This window comes from Thalassolituus sp. LLYu03 (genome assembly GCF_050507655.1).
In the GTDB taxonomy this organism is placed as follows: Bacteria; Pseudomonadota; Gammaproteobacteria; order Pseudomonadales; family Oceanobacteraceae; genus Venatoribacter.
The window spans coordinates 1,424,730-1,440,861 of sequence record NZ_CP191496.1; the positions used below are offsets into that span (position 1 = coordinate 1,424,730).

General features: G+C 56.3%; 15 protein-coding genes. 7 read left to right on the top strand and 8 right to left on the bottom strand.

The window, feature by feature from the left end; translation table 11 throughout:
• Positions 1-58: 58 nt before the first annotated feature.
• Positions 59-373 carry an SCP2 sterol-binding domain-containing protein gene (locus tag ACQUQU_RS06475; protein WP_430462426.1) on the bottom strand — a complete coding sequence of 105 codons (315 nt, stop codon included), beginning with the start codon at positions 371-373 and terminating at the stop codon, positions 59-61.
• A 234-nt stretch (positions 374-607) separates the two neighbouring features.
• Here ACQUQU_RS06475 and sohB point away from each other — a divergent pair, with 234 nt between their 5' ends.
• On the top strand, positions 608-1,672 hold the full coding sequence (gene sohB, locus ACQUQU_RS06480) for a protease SohB (RefSeq protein ID WP_430462427.1): 1,065 nt from the start codon (positions 608-610) through the stop codon (positions 1,670-1,672).
• Positions 1,673-1,743: 71 nt separating this feature from the next.
• On the opposite strand, the gene ACQUQU_RS06485 is transcribed toward sohB, so the two are convergent.
• From ACQUQU_RS06485 to metH, 6 genes are all read right to left on the bottom strand, one after another.
• Positions 1,744-2,904: a cation:proton antiporter gene (locus ACQUQU_RS06485; protein ID WP_430462428.1), complete on the bottom strand. Its 1,161-nt coding sequence runs from the start codon at positions 2,902-2,904 to the stop codon at positions 1,744-1,746.
• 160 nt (positions 2,905-3,064) lie between these two features.
• Complete coding sequence (locus ACQUQU_RS06490; protein WP_430462429.1) at positions 3,065-3,553, bottom strand: DUF934 domain-containing protein; 489 nt, start codon at positions 3,551-3,553, stop codon at positions 3,065-3,067.
• A complete protein-coding gene (locus ACQUQU_RS06495; protein ID WP_430462430.1) occupies positions 3,537-5,198 on the bottom strand; it encodes a nitrite/sulfite reductase in 1,662 nt (553 codons plus the stop codon). The genes ACQUQU_RS06490 and ACQUQU_RS06495 overlap by 17 nt, the downstream gene beginning before the upstream one ends.
• 125 nt (positions 5,199-5,323) lie before the next feature.
• Entirely contained in the window at positions 5,324-6,115 is a 792-nt protein-coding gene (locus ACQUQU_RS06500) for a glycerophosphodiester phosphodiesterase family protein (RefSeq protein ID WP_430462431.1), read from the bottom strand.
• Between the two features lie 56 nt (positions 6,116-6,171).
• Positions 6,172-7,551, bottom strand: coding sequence for an MATE family efflux transporter (locus ACQUQU_RS06505; protein ID WP_430462432.1), 1,380 nt, complete (start codon positions 7,549-7,551; stop codon positions 6,172-6,174).
• Positions 7,552-7,555: 4 nt separating this feature from the next.
• Positions 7,556-11,245, bottom strand: a complete 3,690-nt coding sequence (metH, locus tag ACQUQU_RS06510) for a methionine synthase (protein WP_430462433.1) — start codon at positions 11,243-11,245, stop codon at positions 7,556-7,558.
• 162 nt (positions 11,246-11,407) lie between these two features.
• On the opposite strand from metH, the gene nfuA reads away from it, so the two are divergent.
• Positions 11,408-11,998 carry a Fe-S biogenesis protein NfuA gene (nfuA, locus tag ACQUQU_RS06515; RefSeq protein WP_430462434.1) on the top strand — a complete coding sequence of 197 codons (591 nt, stop codon included), beginning with the start codon at positions 11,408-11,410 and terminating at the stop codon, positions 11,996-11,998.
• A 63-nt stretch (positions 11,999-12,061) separates the two neighbouring features.
• Here the strand turns inward: nfuA and ACQUQU_RS06520 are convergent, their stop codons facing one another.
• A complete protein-coding gene (locus ACQUQU_RS06520) occupies positions 12,062-12,364 on the bottom strand; it encodes a PilZ domain-containing protein (protein WP_430462435.1) in 303 nt (100 codons plus the stop codon).
• A gap of 237 nt (positions 12,365-12,601) precedes the next feature.
• Between ACQUQU_RS06520 and ACQUQU_RS06525 the strand changes: the two genes are divergently transcribed.
• From ACQUQU_RS06525 to sixA, 5 genes are read left to right on the top strand one after another with little or no spacing between them, the layout of a single operon-like run.
• Entirely contained in the window at positions 12,602-13,774 is a 1,173-nt protein-coding gene (locus ACQUQU_RS06525) for a SpoIIE family protein phosphatase (RefSeq protein ID WP_430462436.1), read from the top strand.
• Complete coding sequence (locus tag ACQUQU_RS06530; RefSeq protein ID WP_430462437.1) at positions 13,771-14,259, top strand: STAS domain-containing protein; 489 nt, start codon at positions 13,771-13,773, stop codon at positions 14,257-14,259. The genes ACQUQU_RS06525 and ACQUQU_RS06530 overlap by 4 nt, the downstream gene beginning before the upstream one ends.
• 37 nt (positions 14,260-14,296) lie before the next feature.
• A complete protein-coding gene (locus ACQUQU_RS06535; RefSeq protein WP_430462438.1) occupies positions 14,297-15,322 on the top strand; it encodes an NAD(P)H-dependent glycerol-3-phosphate dehydrogenase in 1,026 nt (341 codons plus the stop codon).
• Positions 15,323-15,364: 42 nt separating this feature from the next.
• Complete coding sequence (locus tag ACQUQU_RS06540; protein WP_430462439.1) at positions 15,365-15,640, top strand: DUF4389 domain-containing protein; 276 nt, start codon at positions 15,365-15,367, stop codon at positions 15,638-15,640.
• A 17-nt stretch (positions 15,641-15,657) separates the two neighbouring features.
• Positions 15,658-16,122 (top strand): phosphohistidine phosphatase SixA, encoded by a 465-nt coding sequence (gene sixA, locus ACQUQU_RS06545; RefSeq protein ID WP_430462440.1) that lies wholly within the window; start codon positions 15,658-15,660, stop codon positions 16,120-16,122.
• Positions 16,123-16,132: the final 10 nt, after the last annotated feature.

Genomic DNA, 16,132 nt, shown 5'->3' on the forward strand with positions numbered 1-16,132 from the left:
GGCATAAAACAGACATAAAAAAAGCGACCCGAAGGTCGCTTTTTTTATGTTCTGGCGATTAAGCCGGGAACAGTTCGCCCAGCTTGGTAGCCAGCATCATGTCGCCTTCAACACGCAGTTGACCAGACATGAACGCCATCATACCGTCGGTGTCACCAGAAACGATGCCAGCCAGAGTTTCGCTGTTCATGATCAGAGTTACGTTAGCGTCGTCGTTGGCGCCTTCTGCAACGCTGCAGGTGCCATCTTTAACGATCAGGTGGTAAGTCTCACCATCTTCGATGTTGAATTGGAAAATCAGGTCAAGGCCGGCAGCGGCAGCGGCGTTGAACTTGCTGTTCATGGTTTCGATGATTTCTGCAACAGATGCCATAACGGGTTCCTTATTATTGCTACATACGACAGGAGGTCTGCTGATTGATGATGCCGATTCAGCATCCTGTCTGTTATTTGTCTGAAAAACAGACGGCACAACTCTATGATCTGGCGTTTTCGGTGTCAATCGAAAATCATACGCGCGTTTGAAACATTCTCAGGCAAGCGCTTGTTCCGCGCCGCCATTCGGTTATGCTTGCGGGCTGTTTACGATTCTTCAGAAGGATAAAGAGTGGAATTCCTCGCCGATTACGGTTCATTCCTGTTAAAAGCAGCAACCATCGTGGTTGCCATCCTGATTGTGGTGGGTGGTCTGGTGGCCATCGGTGCGCGCAACCGCCACCATCAGGAAGAAGGTGAGCTTAATATCCGCAAGCTGAACGACGATCTGGAAGACGACAAGTCTCAGATGGAGTACGCGCTGCTGGATAAAGAAGAGCTCAAGTCCATGGAGAAGGAGCGCAAGAAAGAAGACAAGGCCAAAGCCAAAGCGGAAAAGAAGAAGGCCAAAGACGGTCTGGAAAGCCGTGAAGTGCGCAAGCGCGTCTTTGTACTCGATTTTGATGGTGATATTCAGGCCAGTCAGGTTGAGCTGCTGCGTCGTGAGATCACAGCGGTTCTGACCATGGCCGAGAAAGACGACGAAGTGGTTGTGCGTCTGGAAAGCGGCGGTGGCATGGTACACAGCTACGGCCTGGCATCATCCCAGCTGAAGCGTATCCGCGATAAGGGCATTGCCCTGACCGTTTGTGTCGACCGTGTAGCCGCCAGTGGCGGTTACATGATGGCGTGTCTGGCTAACCGTATCGTGGCGGCACCTTTTGCCATTGTGGGTTCTATCGGTGTGGTGGCACAGCTGCCGAACTTCCACCGTCTGCTGAAAAAGCACGATGTGGATTACGAACAGTTCACCGCCGGTGAATACAAACGCACTGTCACCATGTTTGGTCAGAACACCGATAAAGCCCGTGAGAAATTCCAGTCTGATCTGGAAGACACTCACGAGCTGTTCAAGCAGCACGTTAAACATTTCCGTCCGCGTATGGACATCGACTCTGTGGCGAACGGTGACATTTGGTATGGCCAGCAGGCGCTGGAGCACAAACTGGTGGATGAAGTGGGCACCAGTGACGATTACCTGATGAAAGCCTGTGATCGCGCTGATGTGTTCAGTGTGCGTTACGAGTTCCGTAAAACCCTGCAGGAAAAACTCGGCTTGGCCGTGCAGAAAGGTGCTGAAGGCGCTGTGACCCGCGCGCTGACCATGCTCAGCCGTCAGCAGCAGAGCAAAAGCTGATTGTTATCCGCTTTCAATGACATAAAAAAAGCCCCGGATTTCCGGGGCTTTTTTATGGGTGAAGGATTCTGTCAGTCGCGTCGCAGTTTATCCGATACGGCAATCGGATTCGGGTAATTAAACACCACGATATAGCTCGACACGACAAAGGTCAGAATCGCAGTCGCCTGAATCAGCAGCGAGCCTGATTCACTCAGCAGGCTGCTTTGCGTCGCAACAAAGGCAATTAACAGTGAAAACTCGCTGATCTGTCCAAGACGGAACCCCACATCCCATGCCAGCTCGCGCCGCTCGCTCTGGCCCGATAGCAGAAAGCGGAAAACCACGGGTTTAATCATCAGCATTAGCGCCGCCATCACCCCGGCGGCAGCGATGACGTCGCTGAGCAATCCAAGGTTAATCTGCGCGCCGACGGCAAAGAAAAACATCACCAGAAAGAAATCCCGCAGAGGCTTCAGGCTGATGGCCATAAATTGGGCAATCGGACTGGTGGCGAGTGTCACACCTGCAATAAAGGCGCCGATTTCGTGGGTCAGCCCGACCAGTTTTGCCCCTTCGGCAACCGCCAAGCACCAGCCGATCGCCAGAATAAACAGATACTCCTGAAAGCGGTCAAAACGGGCAATCAGCTTCAGCAATAACCCTTTTACCAGCAGATAACAGCCGGCTGCCAGCAAGGGCAGGGCAACGAAGGGTTGCCATACGGGCATGGCCTCGTTGCCGGCCATGACGCCGAGCAGAATCAGCACCAGAATCGCCAGCATATCCTGCAGCAGCAACAGGCCGATCATGAGTTCCCCCATGTGCTTATGGTGAAGCACTGTGGTGGGCAGCAGCTTGAGGCCAATAATGGTGGAAGAAAACATCATCGCCAGGCCGATGATGATGGCGTCGGTCTGCGATGAGCCAAACAGCAGGGCAACGGCGGCGCCGGCGGCGAAAAATATCAGCGAGCTGATCAGGGCCACGGGCGTGGCTTTGCGCATCACGGCAAACAGGGCGCTGGGTTGCATATCGAGGCCGAGCAGGAACAGCAGAAACAGAATACCGATGTCAGCCAGACTGGAGACCGCCTGAGGGTTTTGTATCCAGCCTAGACCAAACGGCCCGGCCAGAGCTCCCAGTGCGATGTATGCAATCAAAACCGGCTGGCGGGTGTAGAGGGCGAAGGTCGACAGCACCAGAGCGCCGGAGAAAATAATAAAAAACGCGAAAATAATGTCCTGCTGCATATCAGTCTCCGGCGTTCATACCAAGAGCTTACGTCAGCGGGGAGGCCGAGGCCAGTTACGCAGGAACAGAGGTCGTATCAGGAAACAGGAGAGAGGGTGCCAGTACCGATTGTGTCAGCACTGGCAAATTGCCGCGGGGGTGGCCCGCGGCGAAACGACATCAGCGACGACGGAACAGCGGGCGCGGCTCGTGTACGTCGGTCTGATAGTTCACGGTGAAGGTGCTGAACGCCGCCAGTGCGGTTTCCAGATCCTGATCATCGCGCAGCGCGTAGCTGTCAAAGCCACAACGCTTCATAAAGAACAGCTGGTCGATCAGTACATCGCCCATGGCACGCAGTTCGCCACGGTAACCATGGCGCTCGCGCAGCAGGCGCGCAGCACTGTAACCACGGCCATCGCTGAATTTCGGGAAGTCGATGGCAATCAGGGTGAAGTGACGGCTGTCGTTACCGATCAGATCGGCGGTTTCTTCACTCTGCAGAAACAGGCCCACTTTGCCGGCTTCGGCCAGTGGCGCCAGCGCGGCAGAATTTTCCTGCCAGCGCTTAAGGCTGATCAGGCTGTAATCGGCCATCACGGCATCGTCTTCAATACGCTGCCACTGGTCGTTATTCACCAGTGCGCCTTGTTTAATCAGCTGGGCCATACACTGCCTCCTTGAACGGATCGTGGCCGATACGACGGTAGGTTTCGAGGAAGGTTTCACCTTCCGCACGCTTGGCGACGTAGAAGTCGAGGATCTTGGCAATCACGTCCGGCATAGCAGCGCGGGCGAATGAAGGGCCAAGAATCTTACCGATAGAGGCATCGTCACCGGCGCTGCCGCCGAGAGAAATCTGGTAGAACTCTTCGCCTTTCTTATCCACGCCCAGCACACCGATGTTGCCGATGTGGTGGTGACCACAGGCGTTCATGCAGCCGGAAATGTTCAGGTCGATATCGCCCAGATCGTGCAGGTAATCCAGATCGTCGAAACGCACCTGAATGGCTTCCGCTACCGGAATGGATTTGGCGTTGGCCAGGGCGCAGAAGTCGCCGCCCGGGCAGCAGATCATGTCGGTCAGCAGACCCAGAGTCGGCGTTGCCAGACCCAGAGCCTTGGCTTGGTTCCACAGGGCAAACAGCTGACGCTGTTCAACGTCGGCCAGTACCAGGTTCTGTTGATGACTGGAGCGCAGTTCGCCGAAGCTGTATTTGTCGGCCAGATCAGCAATCTGATCCATCTGCTCAGCGGTCACGTCGCCTGGGGCGGTGCCTTTCTGCTTCAGGGTCAGGGTTACCACGGCGTAACCGGCTTTCTTGTGTTGGCGCACGTTGCGGCCCAGCCAGCGGGCGAAGGCGGCGTTTTCAGCACGGGCAGTGCTCAGTTCCGCCGGTTCATCGGCCAGTGCCAGATAGCTCGGGTCAACGAAGTGCTTCTGCACACGCTCAAGCTCGGCGCGGGTCAGCTTGCCGTCGCCATGACGGGTGCGTTCCCACTCAGCTTCCACCAGCTCGCGCATACGTTCGATGCCGAGGGCTTTCACCAGAATCTTGATACGGGCTTTGTATTTGTTATCGCGGCGACCGAACTGGTTGTATACGCGGATAACCGCTTCCAGATAGGTCAGCAGGTCTTCTTCGGCGAGGAAATCACGGATTTCTTCACCAATGATCGGGGTACGGCCCAGACCGCCACCGACCAGAATGCGGTAACCCAGTTCACCGGCGGCGTTGCGCACAATGTTCACGCCAATGTCGTGCACCTGAATGGCGGCACGGTCTTCGCCCGGAACGGCGTTAACGGCGATCTTGAACTTACGTGGCAGGAACGCGAATTCCGGGTGGAACGTGGACCACTGACGGATGATTTCGCAGTACGGACGCGGATCGGTGATTTCTTCAGCGATCACGCCGGCGTATTCGTCGGTGGTGGTGTTACGGATACAGTTACCACTGGTCTGCACGGCGTGCATCTGCACTTCGGCCAGCTCGGCCAGAATCTGCGGGCAGTCTTCCAGCTTCGGCCAGTTGAACTGGATGTTCTGGCGCGTAGAGAAGTGACCATAGCCTTTGTCGTAGGCGCGGGCGACGTGTGCCAGCTTACGCAGCTGAACAGCGTTTAAAGCACCGTACGGAATGGCGACGCGCAGCATAGGCGCGTAGCGCTGCACGTAAATACCGTTCTGCAGACGCAGGGGCAGGAATTCATCCGGCTGAATTTTGCCGGCCAGAAAGCGCTCCATTTGTCCTTTAAACTGGACAACGCGCTCGTTCAGCAGTTGCTGATCGTAGTGATCGTATACGTACATAAGAACCCGGTTGCAATCCTGACTTCAGTCAGTGGAGTGGTTATGGCCGGGCACGATAACAGAGCTTCTATATTCTTAAAATTAATATTTATCTATATGCTAATTCGGAAAAACCATAAAGGAACTCAGTGATTAGCCTTGCTGAAACGGCCGCCGTTCAGCGCCGCTAACATGCGTCCCGGGAAGTCACAGAATACGCCGCTGACGCCCATTTGCAGCAGGTTTCTGGCGGTGTCGGGGTCGTTCACGGTAAAGGTCAGCAGGTGGTAGCCAGCCTGACGCACGGCCTGAATCTGGGCGGCGTCGGCAAACTCTTTCTGAAAGTGCAGGCCCTGACAGCCGGCTTCCTCCAGACGTTCAATAAAATTACGCGGAATGGCTTCCACATTCAGCGCCCGGGTCAGATGTGGCAGCTGGGTTTTGCAGGCGTGCAGGGCATGGATATTAAATGAGCTCAGAATCAGCGGATGATCGAACGGCACCGCTTTTAATGTCTGAGCTATGGCCCAGACGGTTTCGGCTTCGCGTCCGATGGTCGGTTTTACTTCCAGATTGAGTGATAAATCCAGATGGTTGGCCAGTGTCAGCAGTTCAGCCAGCGTCATCACGGTTTCACCCTGAAACTGTGGTGCAAACCAGCTGCCGGCATCAAGGGCTTTCAGTTCGGCCATTTTTTTCTGAATGACCAGACCGCTGCCGTCGGAGCAACGGCTGAGGTCGGCATCATGGTGAATCACGGCCACGCCATCGGCACTGATGGTGACATCCACTTCCGCCCAGTGCGCCCCCTGACGGGCCGCCAGTTCAATGGACGCTTTGGTGTTTTCCGGCGCTTCGCCGCAGGCGCCGCGATGCGCAATGACCGGGCTGATGTATTCGTAGGCAGACAGGTGACCGGGAGGCATTCTGGAGGGCATAAGTAATCCTGTGGCGGCGACAGCATGAGGCGATTCATGGCCTCTGACTAAGGGCGCTACAGGGCAATCCGGCTCCAGTGACGGCGTTTCCAGATAACCCCGTAAATCAGCGACAAAGTAATACGTTGCAATGCCTGAAGCAACCAGATTCCCAGCAGGCCGAAACCGGCAACGGGCCCCATAACAAACGCCAGTGGTAACAGCACAGACCACTGCATCAACAGGTTGATGCGCATTACCTGCCGGCTGGCGCCGGCGCCCAGCAAGGCCTGTGTCAGCACCATGGCGGTAACCTCAAAGACAATGCTGAAGCCTGTGATGCGCAGTGGTGTGCTGCCCAGTGCAATTAGATGCTCGTGCGGGGTAAAGAGGCGCAGTATGGATTCCGGAAACAGCCACAATGGCAGACCGAACAGGGCCATCAGCAGCATGGCCACCCGTACCACTTCCCAACCGCTGCGGTAGGCATCGTCGGTATCGCCACGGCCGAGGGCGTGTCCGACCAGGCTGGTCGCTGCCATGCCCAGTCCGACGGCAGGCAGAATCATCAGCAAGGCCAGGTTAATCAGAATATGGCCAATGGCCTGTTCCTGTGTGCCGACCTGACCAATGATCCAGAATAGTACACTGTTGCCCAGCGCAAACAGGGTTTGCTGGGTGGAATTGGGCAGGGTCAGGCGCACGATTTTATTCATGGTGTCGCGGCTGACCTGGCTTACTTCAGCAAAACGGTCGCGGAAGCGGTGGAAGGTCTGCCAGTAGTAGAGCAGGCAGCCGAAAATCATGGCGATGGTGGTACCGATGCCGGAGCCCACGGCACCAAAGCCGGCCCAGCTGCCCATGCCGTAAATCAGAACGTAACTGACGACGATGTTGACCAGATGCATGATCAGCAAAGTTTGCAGGTAGGTTTTGCCTTCGCCGATGCCGTTCCAGAAACCACGGAACACAAAGTTCATCCCCACAGCAATGGTGGCCAGCGTGCGCCATTCGAAGTAGGGCACGGCGATATCGATCACGGCCTGATCTTTGTTGAACAGCGGGATAATCCAGGGGGCGGCGAACCAGAAAAACAGCGACAGCGGCAGGCCAATGTAGATGGCCAGACGCAGGCCGGCGAGCAGGGGTTCCTGCAGCGTGTCGAACTGTTGCGCGCCGTAGCGGCGGGCAACCATGGCCTGCACGCCAGCCGACAGGCCCATCACCACAGACACGGTAATAAAGGTGGCGTATGCGCCGATGCCGACGCCGGCCAGCGCATCATCACCGAGGCGCCCGACCATGGCGGCGTCGACCAGATTGATCACACTCTGCGACAGCATGCCGCCAATAATCGGCACGCTGATGGTCAGAATGCGGCTCAGACGACCGGGTTCGATGCGCAGCAAGTGCGCAACGAACATCAGCAGAGCAGAGGCACGGCTGATTTCAGCCATAAACTCAGCGGTCGTAGCTCAGGTGCGGTGCCAGCCAGCGTTCCATTTCTTCAACCGCCATGCCTTTGCGGCGGGCGATATCTTCGACCTGATCCTTGTCGATTTTGCCCAGACCAAAGTATTTGGCTTTCGGGTGAGCAAAGTACCAGCCGCTGACGGAAGCCGCCGGCGTCATGGCGAAACTTTCGGTCAGGCTGACGCCTGTGTTGGCTTCGGCATTGAGCATGCGGAACAGGGTGCCTTTCTCGGTGTGATCCGGGCAGGCCGGGTAACCCGGTGCTGGACGGATACCCTTGTAGGTTTCCTTGATCAGCTCGTCGTTGCTCAGTTGCTCGTCTGAGGCGTAGCCCCACAGGTCTTTACGCACAATTTCGTGCAGACGTTCGGCAAAGGCTTCGGCCAGGCGGTCGGCCAGCGCTTTCATCATGATGCTGTTGTAGTCATCGTGCTGTGCGTCGTAGGCCCTGGCCAGTTTCTCGGCTTCGATACCGGCAGTCACCACGAAGGCGCCCATGTAATCGTCGACACTGCCTTCCGGTGCAACGTAGTCGGCCAGCGAGTAGTTCGGCTGGTCGTTTGGCTTGTCCGCCTGCTGACGCAGCTGATGCAGCACGGCGATTTCCGCGCTGCGGTCTTCATTCAGCACCACGATGTCATCGGCACCGCGACGCTGGGCTGGCCACAGACCAACGGCGGCGCGGGAGTTAAACAGTTTTTCGTCGATGATGCGTGCCAGCATGGCCTGAGCATCTTTGAACAGGTTGGTCGCGGCTTCACCGACGATTTCATCGGTGAGAATGGCCGGGAATTTGCCCGCCAGTTCCCACGACATAAAGAACGGCGTCCAGTCGATGTATTTCGCCAGATCGGCCAGATCAAAGTTTTCGTAAACGGTAATGCCCAGCTTATTCGGCTTCGGCGGCACATAGCTGTCCCACTCGCCGTTGAACGGGTTGGCAGCCGCGTTGGCGTAGGTGAGCAGGGCCTTGGCTTTGCGGTTGGCGTTGCGCTCACGTACGCCCTGATACTCTTCGCGGCGCTCGGCCACAAACGCCACTTTGGCTTCCGGAGTCACCAGTTTCTGCGCCACGCCCACGGCGCGCGATGCGTCGTTCACGTACACGGCGATGTCGTTCTTGTATTGCGGTTCAATTTTTACCGCCGTGTGCGCTTTGGAAGTGGTAGCACCACCGATCATCAGCGGCACATGGAAATCCAGACGCTGCATTTCACGCGCCACGTGCACCATTTCGTCCAGCGACGGGGTGATCAGGCCGGACAGACCAATGATGTCGACGTTTTCTTCTTTGGCGACCTTGAGGATTTTCTCCGCCGGCACCATGACGCCGAGGTCAATCACCTCGAAGTTGTTGCACTGCAGCACCACACCGACGATGTTTTTACCGATGTCGTGCACGTCGCCTTTGACGGTGGCCATCAGGATCTTGCCCTGGGACTCAGACTTACCGTCTTTTTCGGCTTCGATGTACGGCAGCAGATAGGCCACGGCCTGTTTCATCACGCGCGCGCTCTTTACCACCTGCGGCAGGAACATCTTGCCCGAGCCGAACAGGTCGCCGACCACGTTCATGCCGTCCATCAGCGGGCCTTCGATCACTTCGATCGGGCGCGCGAACATCTGACGGGCTTCTTCGGTATCGGCTTCGACGTGGGCGTTGATGCCTTTTACCAGCGCGTGGGTCAGACGCTCACGCACTGGCAGGCTGCGCCATTCTTCGTTTTCTTTTTCCTGCACACTGCCGTCGCCACGGTATTTCTCGGCGATTTCCAGCAGGCGGTCGGTACCGTCAGCACGACGGTTGAGGATCACGTCCTCTACGCGCTCTTTCAGTTCTGCCGGCAGATCGTCGTACACCGCCAGCTGGCCGGCGTTAACGATACCCATGCTCATGCCGTTCTGAATGGCGTGGTAGAGGAATACCGAGTGAATGGCTTCACGCACCGGCTCGTTACCACGGAAGGAGAACGACACGTTACTCACACCGCCGGAAATTTTGGCGTGTGGCAGATTGGTGGTGATGTATCTACAGCTGTTGATGAAGTCCACAGCGTAGTTGTTGTGCTCTTCAATACCGGTGGCCACGGCAAAGATGTTCGGGTCGAAAATAATGTCTTCCGGCGGGAAGCCTACTTTGTCGACCAGCACGCGGTACGAGCGCTCACAAATTTCGTTTTTACGCGCTTCGGTATCGGCCTGACCTTTTTCGTCAAACGCCATCACCACCACAGCCGCGCCGTAGCGCAGGCAGCGTTTGGCTTTGGCAATGAATTCTTCTTCGCCTTCTTTCAGGGAAATGGAGTTCACCACGGCCTTGCCCTGAATGCACTTCAGGCCGGCTTCGATGATTTCCCACTTGGACGAGTCGACCATAATCGGTACGCGGGCGATGTCCGGCTCGGCAGCGATCAGGTTCAGGTAGCGAACCATGGCGGCCTCGGAATCGAGCATGCCTTCGTCCATGTTGATGTCGATGATCTGGGCACCGTTCTCAACCTGCTGGCGGGCAATTTCCAGCGCTTCGTCGTAATTCTCTTCTTTGATCAGACGCTTGAATTTGGCGGAACCGGTGACGTTGGCACGCTCGCCGACGTTCACAAACAGGCTGGTTTCGTCAAAGTTGAACGGCTCCAGACCGGCCAGACGGCAGGCCGGTTTTATCTCAGGAATCGTACGTGGCTTGTGCTTTTTAACCGCATCGGCGATGGCTTTGATGTGCGCCGGCGTGGTGCCGCAGCAGCCGCCGACAATATTGAGGAAGCCGGAGGATGCGAATTCTTCGACGATAACGGCCATCTGCGCAGCGGTCTGGTCGTATTCACCGAATTCGTTGGGCAGGCCGGCGTTCGGGTGCGCCGACACAAAGGTGCTGACCTTGTTGGACAGTTCTTCCACGTGCGGCCGCAGTTCTTCTGCACCCAGCGCACAGTTCAGACCGACCGACAGTGGACGGGCGTGGGCGACTGAGTTCCAGAAAGCTTCGGCGGTCTGGCCCGACAGGGTACGGCCGGAGGCGTCGGTGATGGTGCCGGAGATCATGATCGGCAGTTCTTCACCACGCTGCTCGAACACTTCTTGTGCAGCGAAAATGGCGGCCTTGGCGTTCAGGGTATCGAAAATGGTTTCGATCAGAATGATGTCGGCACCGCCGTCCATCAGACCGTGAGTGGCTTCCACGTATTCTGCCACCAGCTGGTCGAAGGAAATGGCGCGGTAGCCCGGGTCATTCACATCCGGAGAAATCGAGGCTGTTTTGCTGGTCGGGCCGAGAACACCGGCCACGTAACGCGGAATGCCGGTCTCTGCTTCCACTTCGTCGGCCACGCGGCGGGCGAGGGCGGCGGCGGCACGGTTCAGCTCAGGAACCAGATCTTCCATATGGTAATCGGCCTGAGATACGCGGGTGCTGTTGAACGTATTGGTTTCAACAATGTCGGCGCCGGCCAGGTAATACTGGCGGTGAATACCGGCAATGATCTCGGGTTGGGTCAGTACCAGCAGGTCGTTGTTGCCTTTGACTTCCTGACGGATGTCGGCAAAACGGCTGCCGCGGTAGTCCTTTTCTTCCAGCTGATGCGTCTGAATCAGGGTGCCCATACCGCCATCCAGAATATGGATGCGGTCTCGGAGGTCGGCTTTCAGTCGGGCAATTCGGTTCTGACGTGTAGTGGTCATGGAAGTCTGGCTCTGAGTCATAAGTCGCGGCAAAACAAGCATAAAAATGGCGCGGGATTGTACCAGAGCCGGAACCTCTTGTCTTATCCAAGCAATTTGGTTGGGTATTTCGCTTGTGGAAGGCAATCCGCTACAATGGCGACAGTTTTCAGAGGTACCGATATGACCACTTACGTAACCATAACCCCGGATGCTGAAGAGTATCTGGCGCAGTTACTGGAAAAGCAGAATGTAGAAGGCATGGCGGTTCGCGTGTTCATTACGCAGCCGGGCACCAAATACGCAGAAACCTGTCTGGCCTATTGCCGTCCGGAAGAGGTTCACGCCAACGATTTGCTGCAGGACATGGAAAAGCTCAAGGTCTACGTCGAAGGCATGAGCGTACCGTACCTGGAAGAATCCATTATTGATTTCGCCAAAGACCGCATGGGCGGTCAGCTGACCATCAAGGCGCCGAACGCCAAGATGCCAAAAGTAACGGCCGACAGTCCGGTGGAAGAGCGCATCAGTTACCTGCTGTACACCGAAATCAACCCGGGTCTGGCCTCGCATGGTGGCGAAGTGTCGCTGGTTGAGCTGACCGAAGACGGTATCGCTGTGCTGAAATTCGGCGGCGGCTGTCAGGGTTGCAGCGCCGTGGACATGACGCTGAAAGACGGCGTAGAAGCTTCCCTGATCGCCAAGATCCCGGAAGTGAAGGGTGTGCGTGACGTCACCGACCACACCAAAGACGACAACGCCTACTTCAAGTAAGTCCTGATGCCCGGGTGTGAACGTCCATAAAAAAGGCCAGCATTTGCTGGCCTTTTTTATACGTCAGAGAAAGTTATCGATTGTCGCGCCGATCCGGTACTCATCGGCGCCGCTTTCCTGCAGGCGACAGATGGTAACGCGGGCTTCCAGCGGACTGGTGTAGCCACCACCGCTGGACACTGTCAGGCGACCCGACGAATTGACCGGAATGGGCTCAAAATGCTGCAGCTGAACACCGCTGCTGCTGAGATCCAGACACGTCATTTCAAAGGTTTGACCGTTATCGAGCACCAGAACTGCCGGGGCTGATACGTGCATGCGAATGAAATTCCGTTTCTCGCTGTAGTTTCTCGCCAGACTGCTCATAGGTTTTCTCCTTATTAGTATGGTCCGATGCTAGCTCGGTGACTAAATTTTGTACATTGAGAAAATTTCAGCATTCAGTGTGCCAAAGGTAAGGCCAGTTAATGATTTAACTTTCGTTCAATATAGCTAATGAGAATAACAGCGACGGTGGTTACATCAGGCACTATGCTCAGGGATTGAAAGGTCGGACGTATAACGGTAGTGTTCGCCCCATTGTTCGGATTCCGGGAGCAACTGATGGCCGCGTCTGTGCTGGTCATTGATGATGATTCAACCGTCAGGGACAGCATTGTTGCGTTTCTTGACGACTGCGGTTACCAGACCTTTCAGGCTGAGTCGGCGCTGAATGCGCTGGACGTGCTCCGTCATCAGACAGTCGATGCTGTCATCTGTGATCTGAAGATGCCCGGAATGCACGGCATTGAGCTGATTGAGCGGCTGCGTCAGCACTATCCTCAGCTGCCGGTGATCGTGGTCTCTGGCGCTGGTGTGATGGATGACGTGGTACGGGCTCTGCGCCTCGGAGCTGCCGACTATCTGGTTAAACCCATTCTGGATATGGAAGTGCTGGCGCATTCTCTGCGCAAAGCACTCGACCGTGCGCGTCTGGAAGACGAAAACCGCGCCTATCGCGAACACCTCGAAAAAACCAATACCGAACTCAAGCGTGGCCTCGACGAACTGCGCAACGACCAGCTGGCGGGACGTCAGGCGCAGCTGCGTATGTTGCCGGATGCGCTGGATCTGGAAGGCATTCAGTGCCGCCACGACATTTTTCCGTCGCTGATGCTCAGTGGCGATTTCCTCGATTACTTTGAACTCGGTGAGCACCGGCTGGTGTTCTACATTGCCGACGTATCCGGTCACGGCGCGTCGTCCGCGTTCGTTACTGTGTTGCTGAAGAATCTGACGTACCGCTTGCGCCGTAACCTGCAGCGCGGCTCCAGCGACGATCTTCTGTATCCGGCCCAGGTGCTGGCGCGCATCAACTCCGAGCTGCTGGCGTCTGAGCTGGAGAAGCACCTGACCATGTTTTACGGCGTGATCGATACCCGTACCTCTCTGATGAAATACAGCGTTGGCGGGCATTTCCCGATGCCGGTGTTACTGGCTGGCGGGCAGGCGGAATTCCTGTCCGGACGCGGCATGCCGGTCGGTTTATTCCGCGAAGCTGTCTATCAGGAGATGGAAATCGAGCTGCCGGACGACTTTGCACTGATGCTGTTCTCTGACGGCATACTGGAAATCATGGACGAGCCGACCTTGAATAATAAGGAGGCCCTGTTGCTTAAGCTGGCTGGCCAGAGTCGTGGCGACCTGGACGCCATCAGTCAGGCGTTGTCGCTGAGCGATGGGGAAGAAGTTCCGGATGATATCGCACTCATGGTAGTGCGGAGGGGAACTGTATGAACTCCGGTAAAGTTGAGGTCGCTTTCTGTCGCGGAATCCATGTGATCCGCCTGAAAGGAGACGTGCGCCTCAACCTCAGTTCGGCGCTCGAACAGTACATCAATGAAGTGCTGACCAAGCCTGGCTTCAGCAATGTGGTAATTGACCTGTCGGAAGCCGATGGTGTCGACAGCACAACGCTGGGGCAGATGGCCAAGGTCTCTATCCTGTGCCGTGAGCAGCACAACATCACACCGACCATTTCCAGTCCGAACCCCGGCATCACCAAGATTCTGATGAGCATGGGGTTTGATCAGGTGTTTCATATTATTGATGAGCCGTTTACCGATGAGGCTCACTTCTGTGAGTGGGTGGCTGGCGCATTAACCGAAGATCAGGCGCGCGATCAGGTGATTTCTGCCCACCGTGTCCTGATGAGCCTTAACGAAAAAAATAAAGATGCCTTCCGGGAGCTGGTCGACACCCTTGAGTCCGACCGTTCCTGAGTAAGCAACACGACATGATTCAGTTTCAGGGGGCCTTGTGGCTATCCAATCAGCAGCGGTAATCGGTGGCGGCAGTTTCGGCACCGTGATTGCCAATATTCTGGCCGATAACGGCGTCCGTACGATTCAGTGGTTGCGCAATCAGGAGATTGCCGACGCCATCAATCAGACCCATACCAACCCTCAGTACCTGCCGGATGTGGTGCTCAACCCGGCACTGGCAGCCACCACCTCGCTTGAAGAAGCCATTCTTGATGCCGAGGTGATTTTTGTGTCGGTGCCAAGTAAATCGGTGCGAGAGGTGGTGAATGCCATCAAGCCCTGGCTTACGCCTTCACAAGCGTTGGTATCGACCACCAAAGGCATCGAGCCTGATCGTTTCCTGATGATGAGTCAGGTACTGACCGAGCTCTGCCCGGATAATCCGGTGGGTGTACTCAGTGGTCCGAATCTGGCCAAAGAAATCGCCAAGCGTGAGCTGGCAGCCACCGTGATTGCCTGTGAGAACAGCGAATTGCGCCGCAATATTCAGGAATCACTGAGCTGCAGCTATTTCCGTGTATACGCCGCCAACGACCTGTATGGCGTTGAGCTGAGCGGGGCGCTGAAAAACATCTACGCCATCGTGTCTGGCTTTGTGGCAGCACTGGGCATGGGCGAAAACACCAAAGCCATGATCATTACCCGATCTCTGGCCGAAATGAGCCGTTTCGCCGTCGCGCTTGGCGCCAATCCATATACGTTTCTCGGTCTTGCCGGGGTCGGCGATCTGGTGGTGACCTGTATGTCGCCGCTGAGCCGTAACTACCGCGTGGGCTATGCCATTGGTCAGGGTAAAACGCTGGAACAGGCGGTGTCTGAACTGGGCGAAGTGGCAGAAGGTGTGAATACCTTGCGTTATGTCAGGGCAAAAGCGAAGGAATTGAGTATTTATATGCCCCTTGTGATGGGTGCCTACGAAGTTCTGTTCAACGGCGCCGATCCTCGGGTTATTGCTCAGGGGTTAATGACGGGCGAGCATGCCTCCGACGTCGACTTTGCGTTACCAAAACACGAAATCTGAGAGCGCCGTGCGTTCTGAGCAATAACCATCCAGAGGTCAGTCATGAGCGAGTTAAAAGAAAATGTGACGTCCGATGCCTTTTGGCTCAGGACGTTGTTTATCGCGTTGTTTTTCCTGGTGTACCGGGTCCTCGACCTGGTGCTGTTGTTACTCACCCTGGTGCAGTGGGTGTTCCGCCTGCTGAACGGTGAGCCCAACCAGCAGTTACAGGCTTTTGGCCAGTCACTCGGTGTGTATGTGCAGCAGATTGTGCACTACCTGACCGGTGCCTCCGACGAAAAACCGTACCCGTTCAAGGATTGGCCGGACAGCAATTAAACAGAGCGTCCGTTCACGTGAAGATTTGTATTGTCAGACACGGTGCCGCCGAACACGGCAGCGTGCAGGACCGGGGCAGAAGCCTCACTGATCGCGGTTTTCGACAGGCCGACGGCGCCGGCAAATGGCTGGCGTCGCAACCTCTCAATAACCCCCGCCTTATCGCCAGCCCATTTCTGCGCACGCAGCAAACCGCGGCGGCCATCGCCGGGCACCTGAACATTGCGGTGGAAAGCAGCGAACAGCTGATTCCTGAAGGTCAGGTTCAGCCCCTCGTCGACGAACTCACTCACGAAACCCGCGATGTGATTCTGGTGTCACATCTGCCACTGGTCGGCCATCTGGCGGCCTTGCTGGTCGATGGACAGATTTACGAACAACCCTGGTCGCCGGCTGAAGTTTGGATTCTGGATGGTGATGTGGCCGCTGCCGGCTGCATGACCGTGAATGGCGTCTGGTATCCGGTGCTTGAAGGAATCTGACGTTATTATC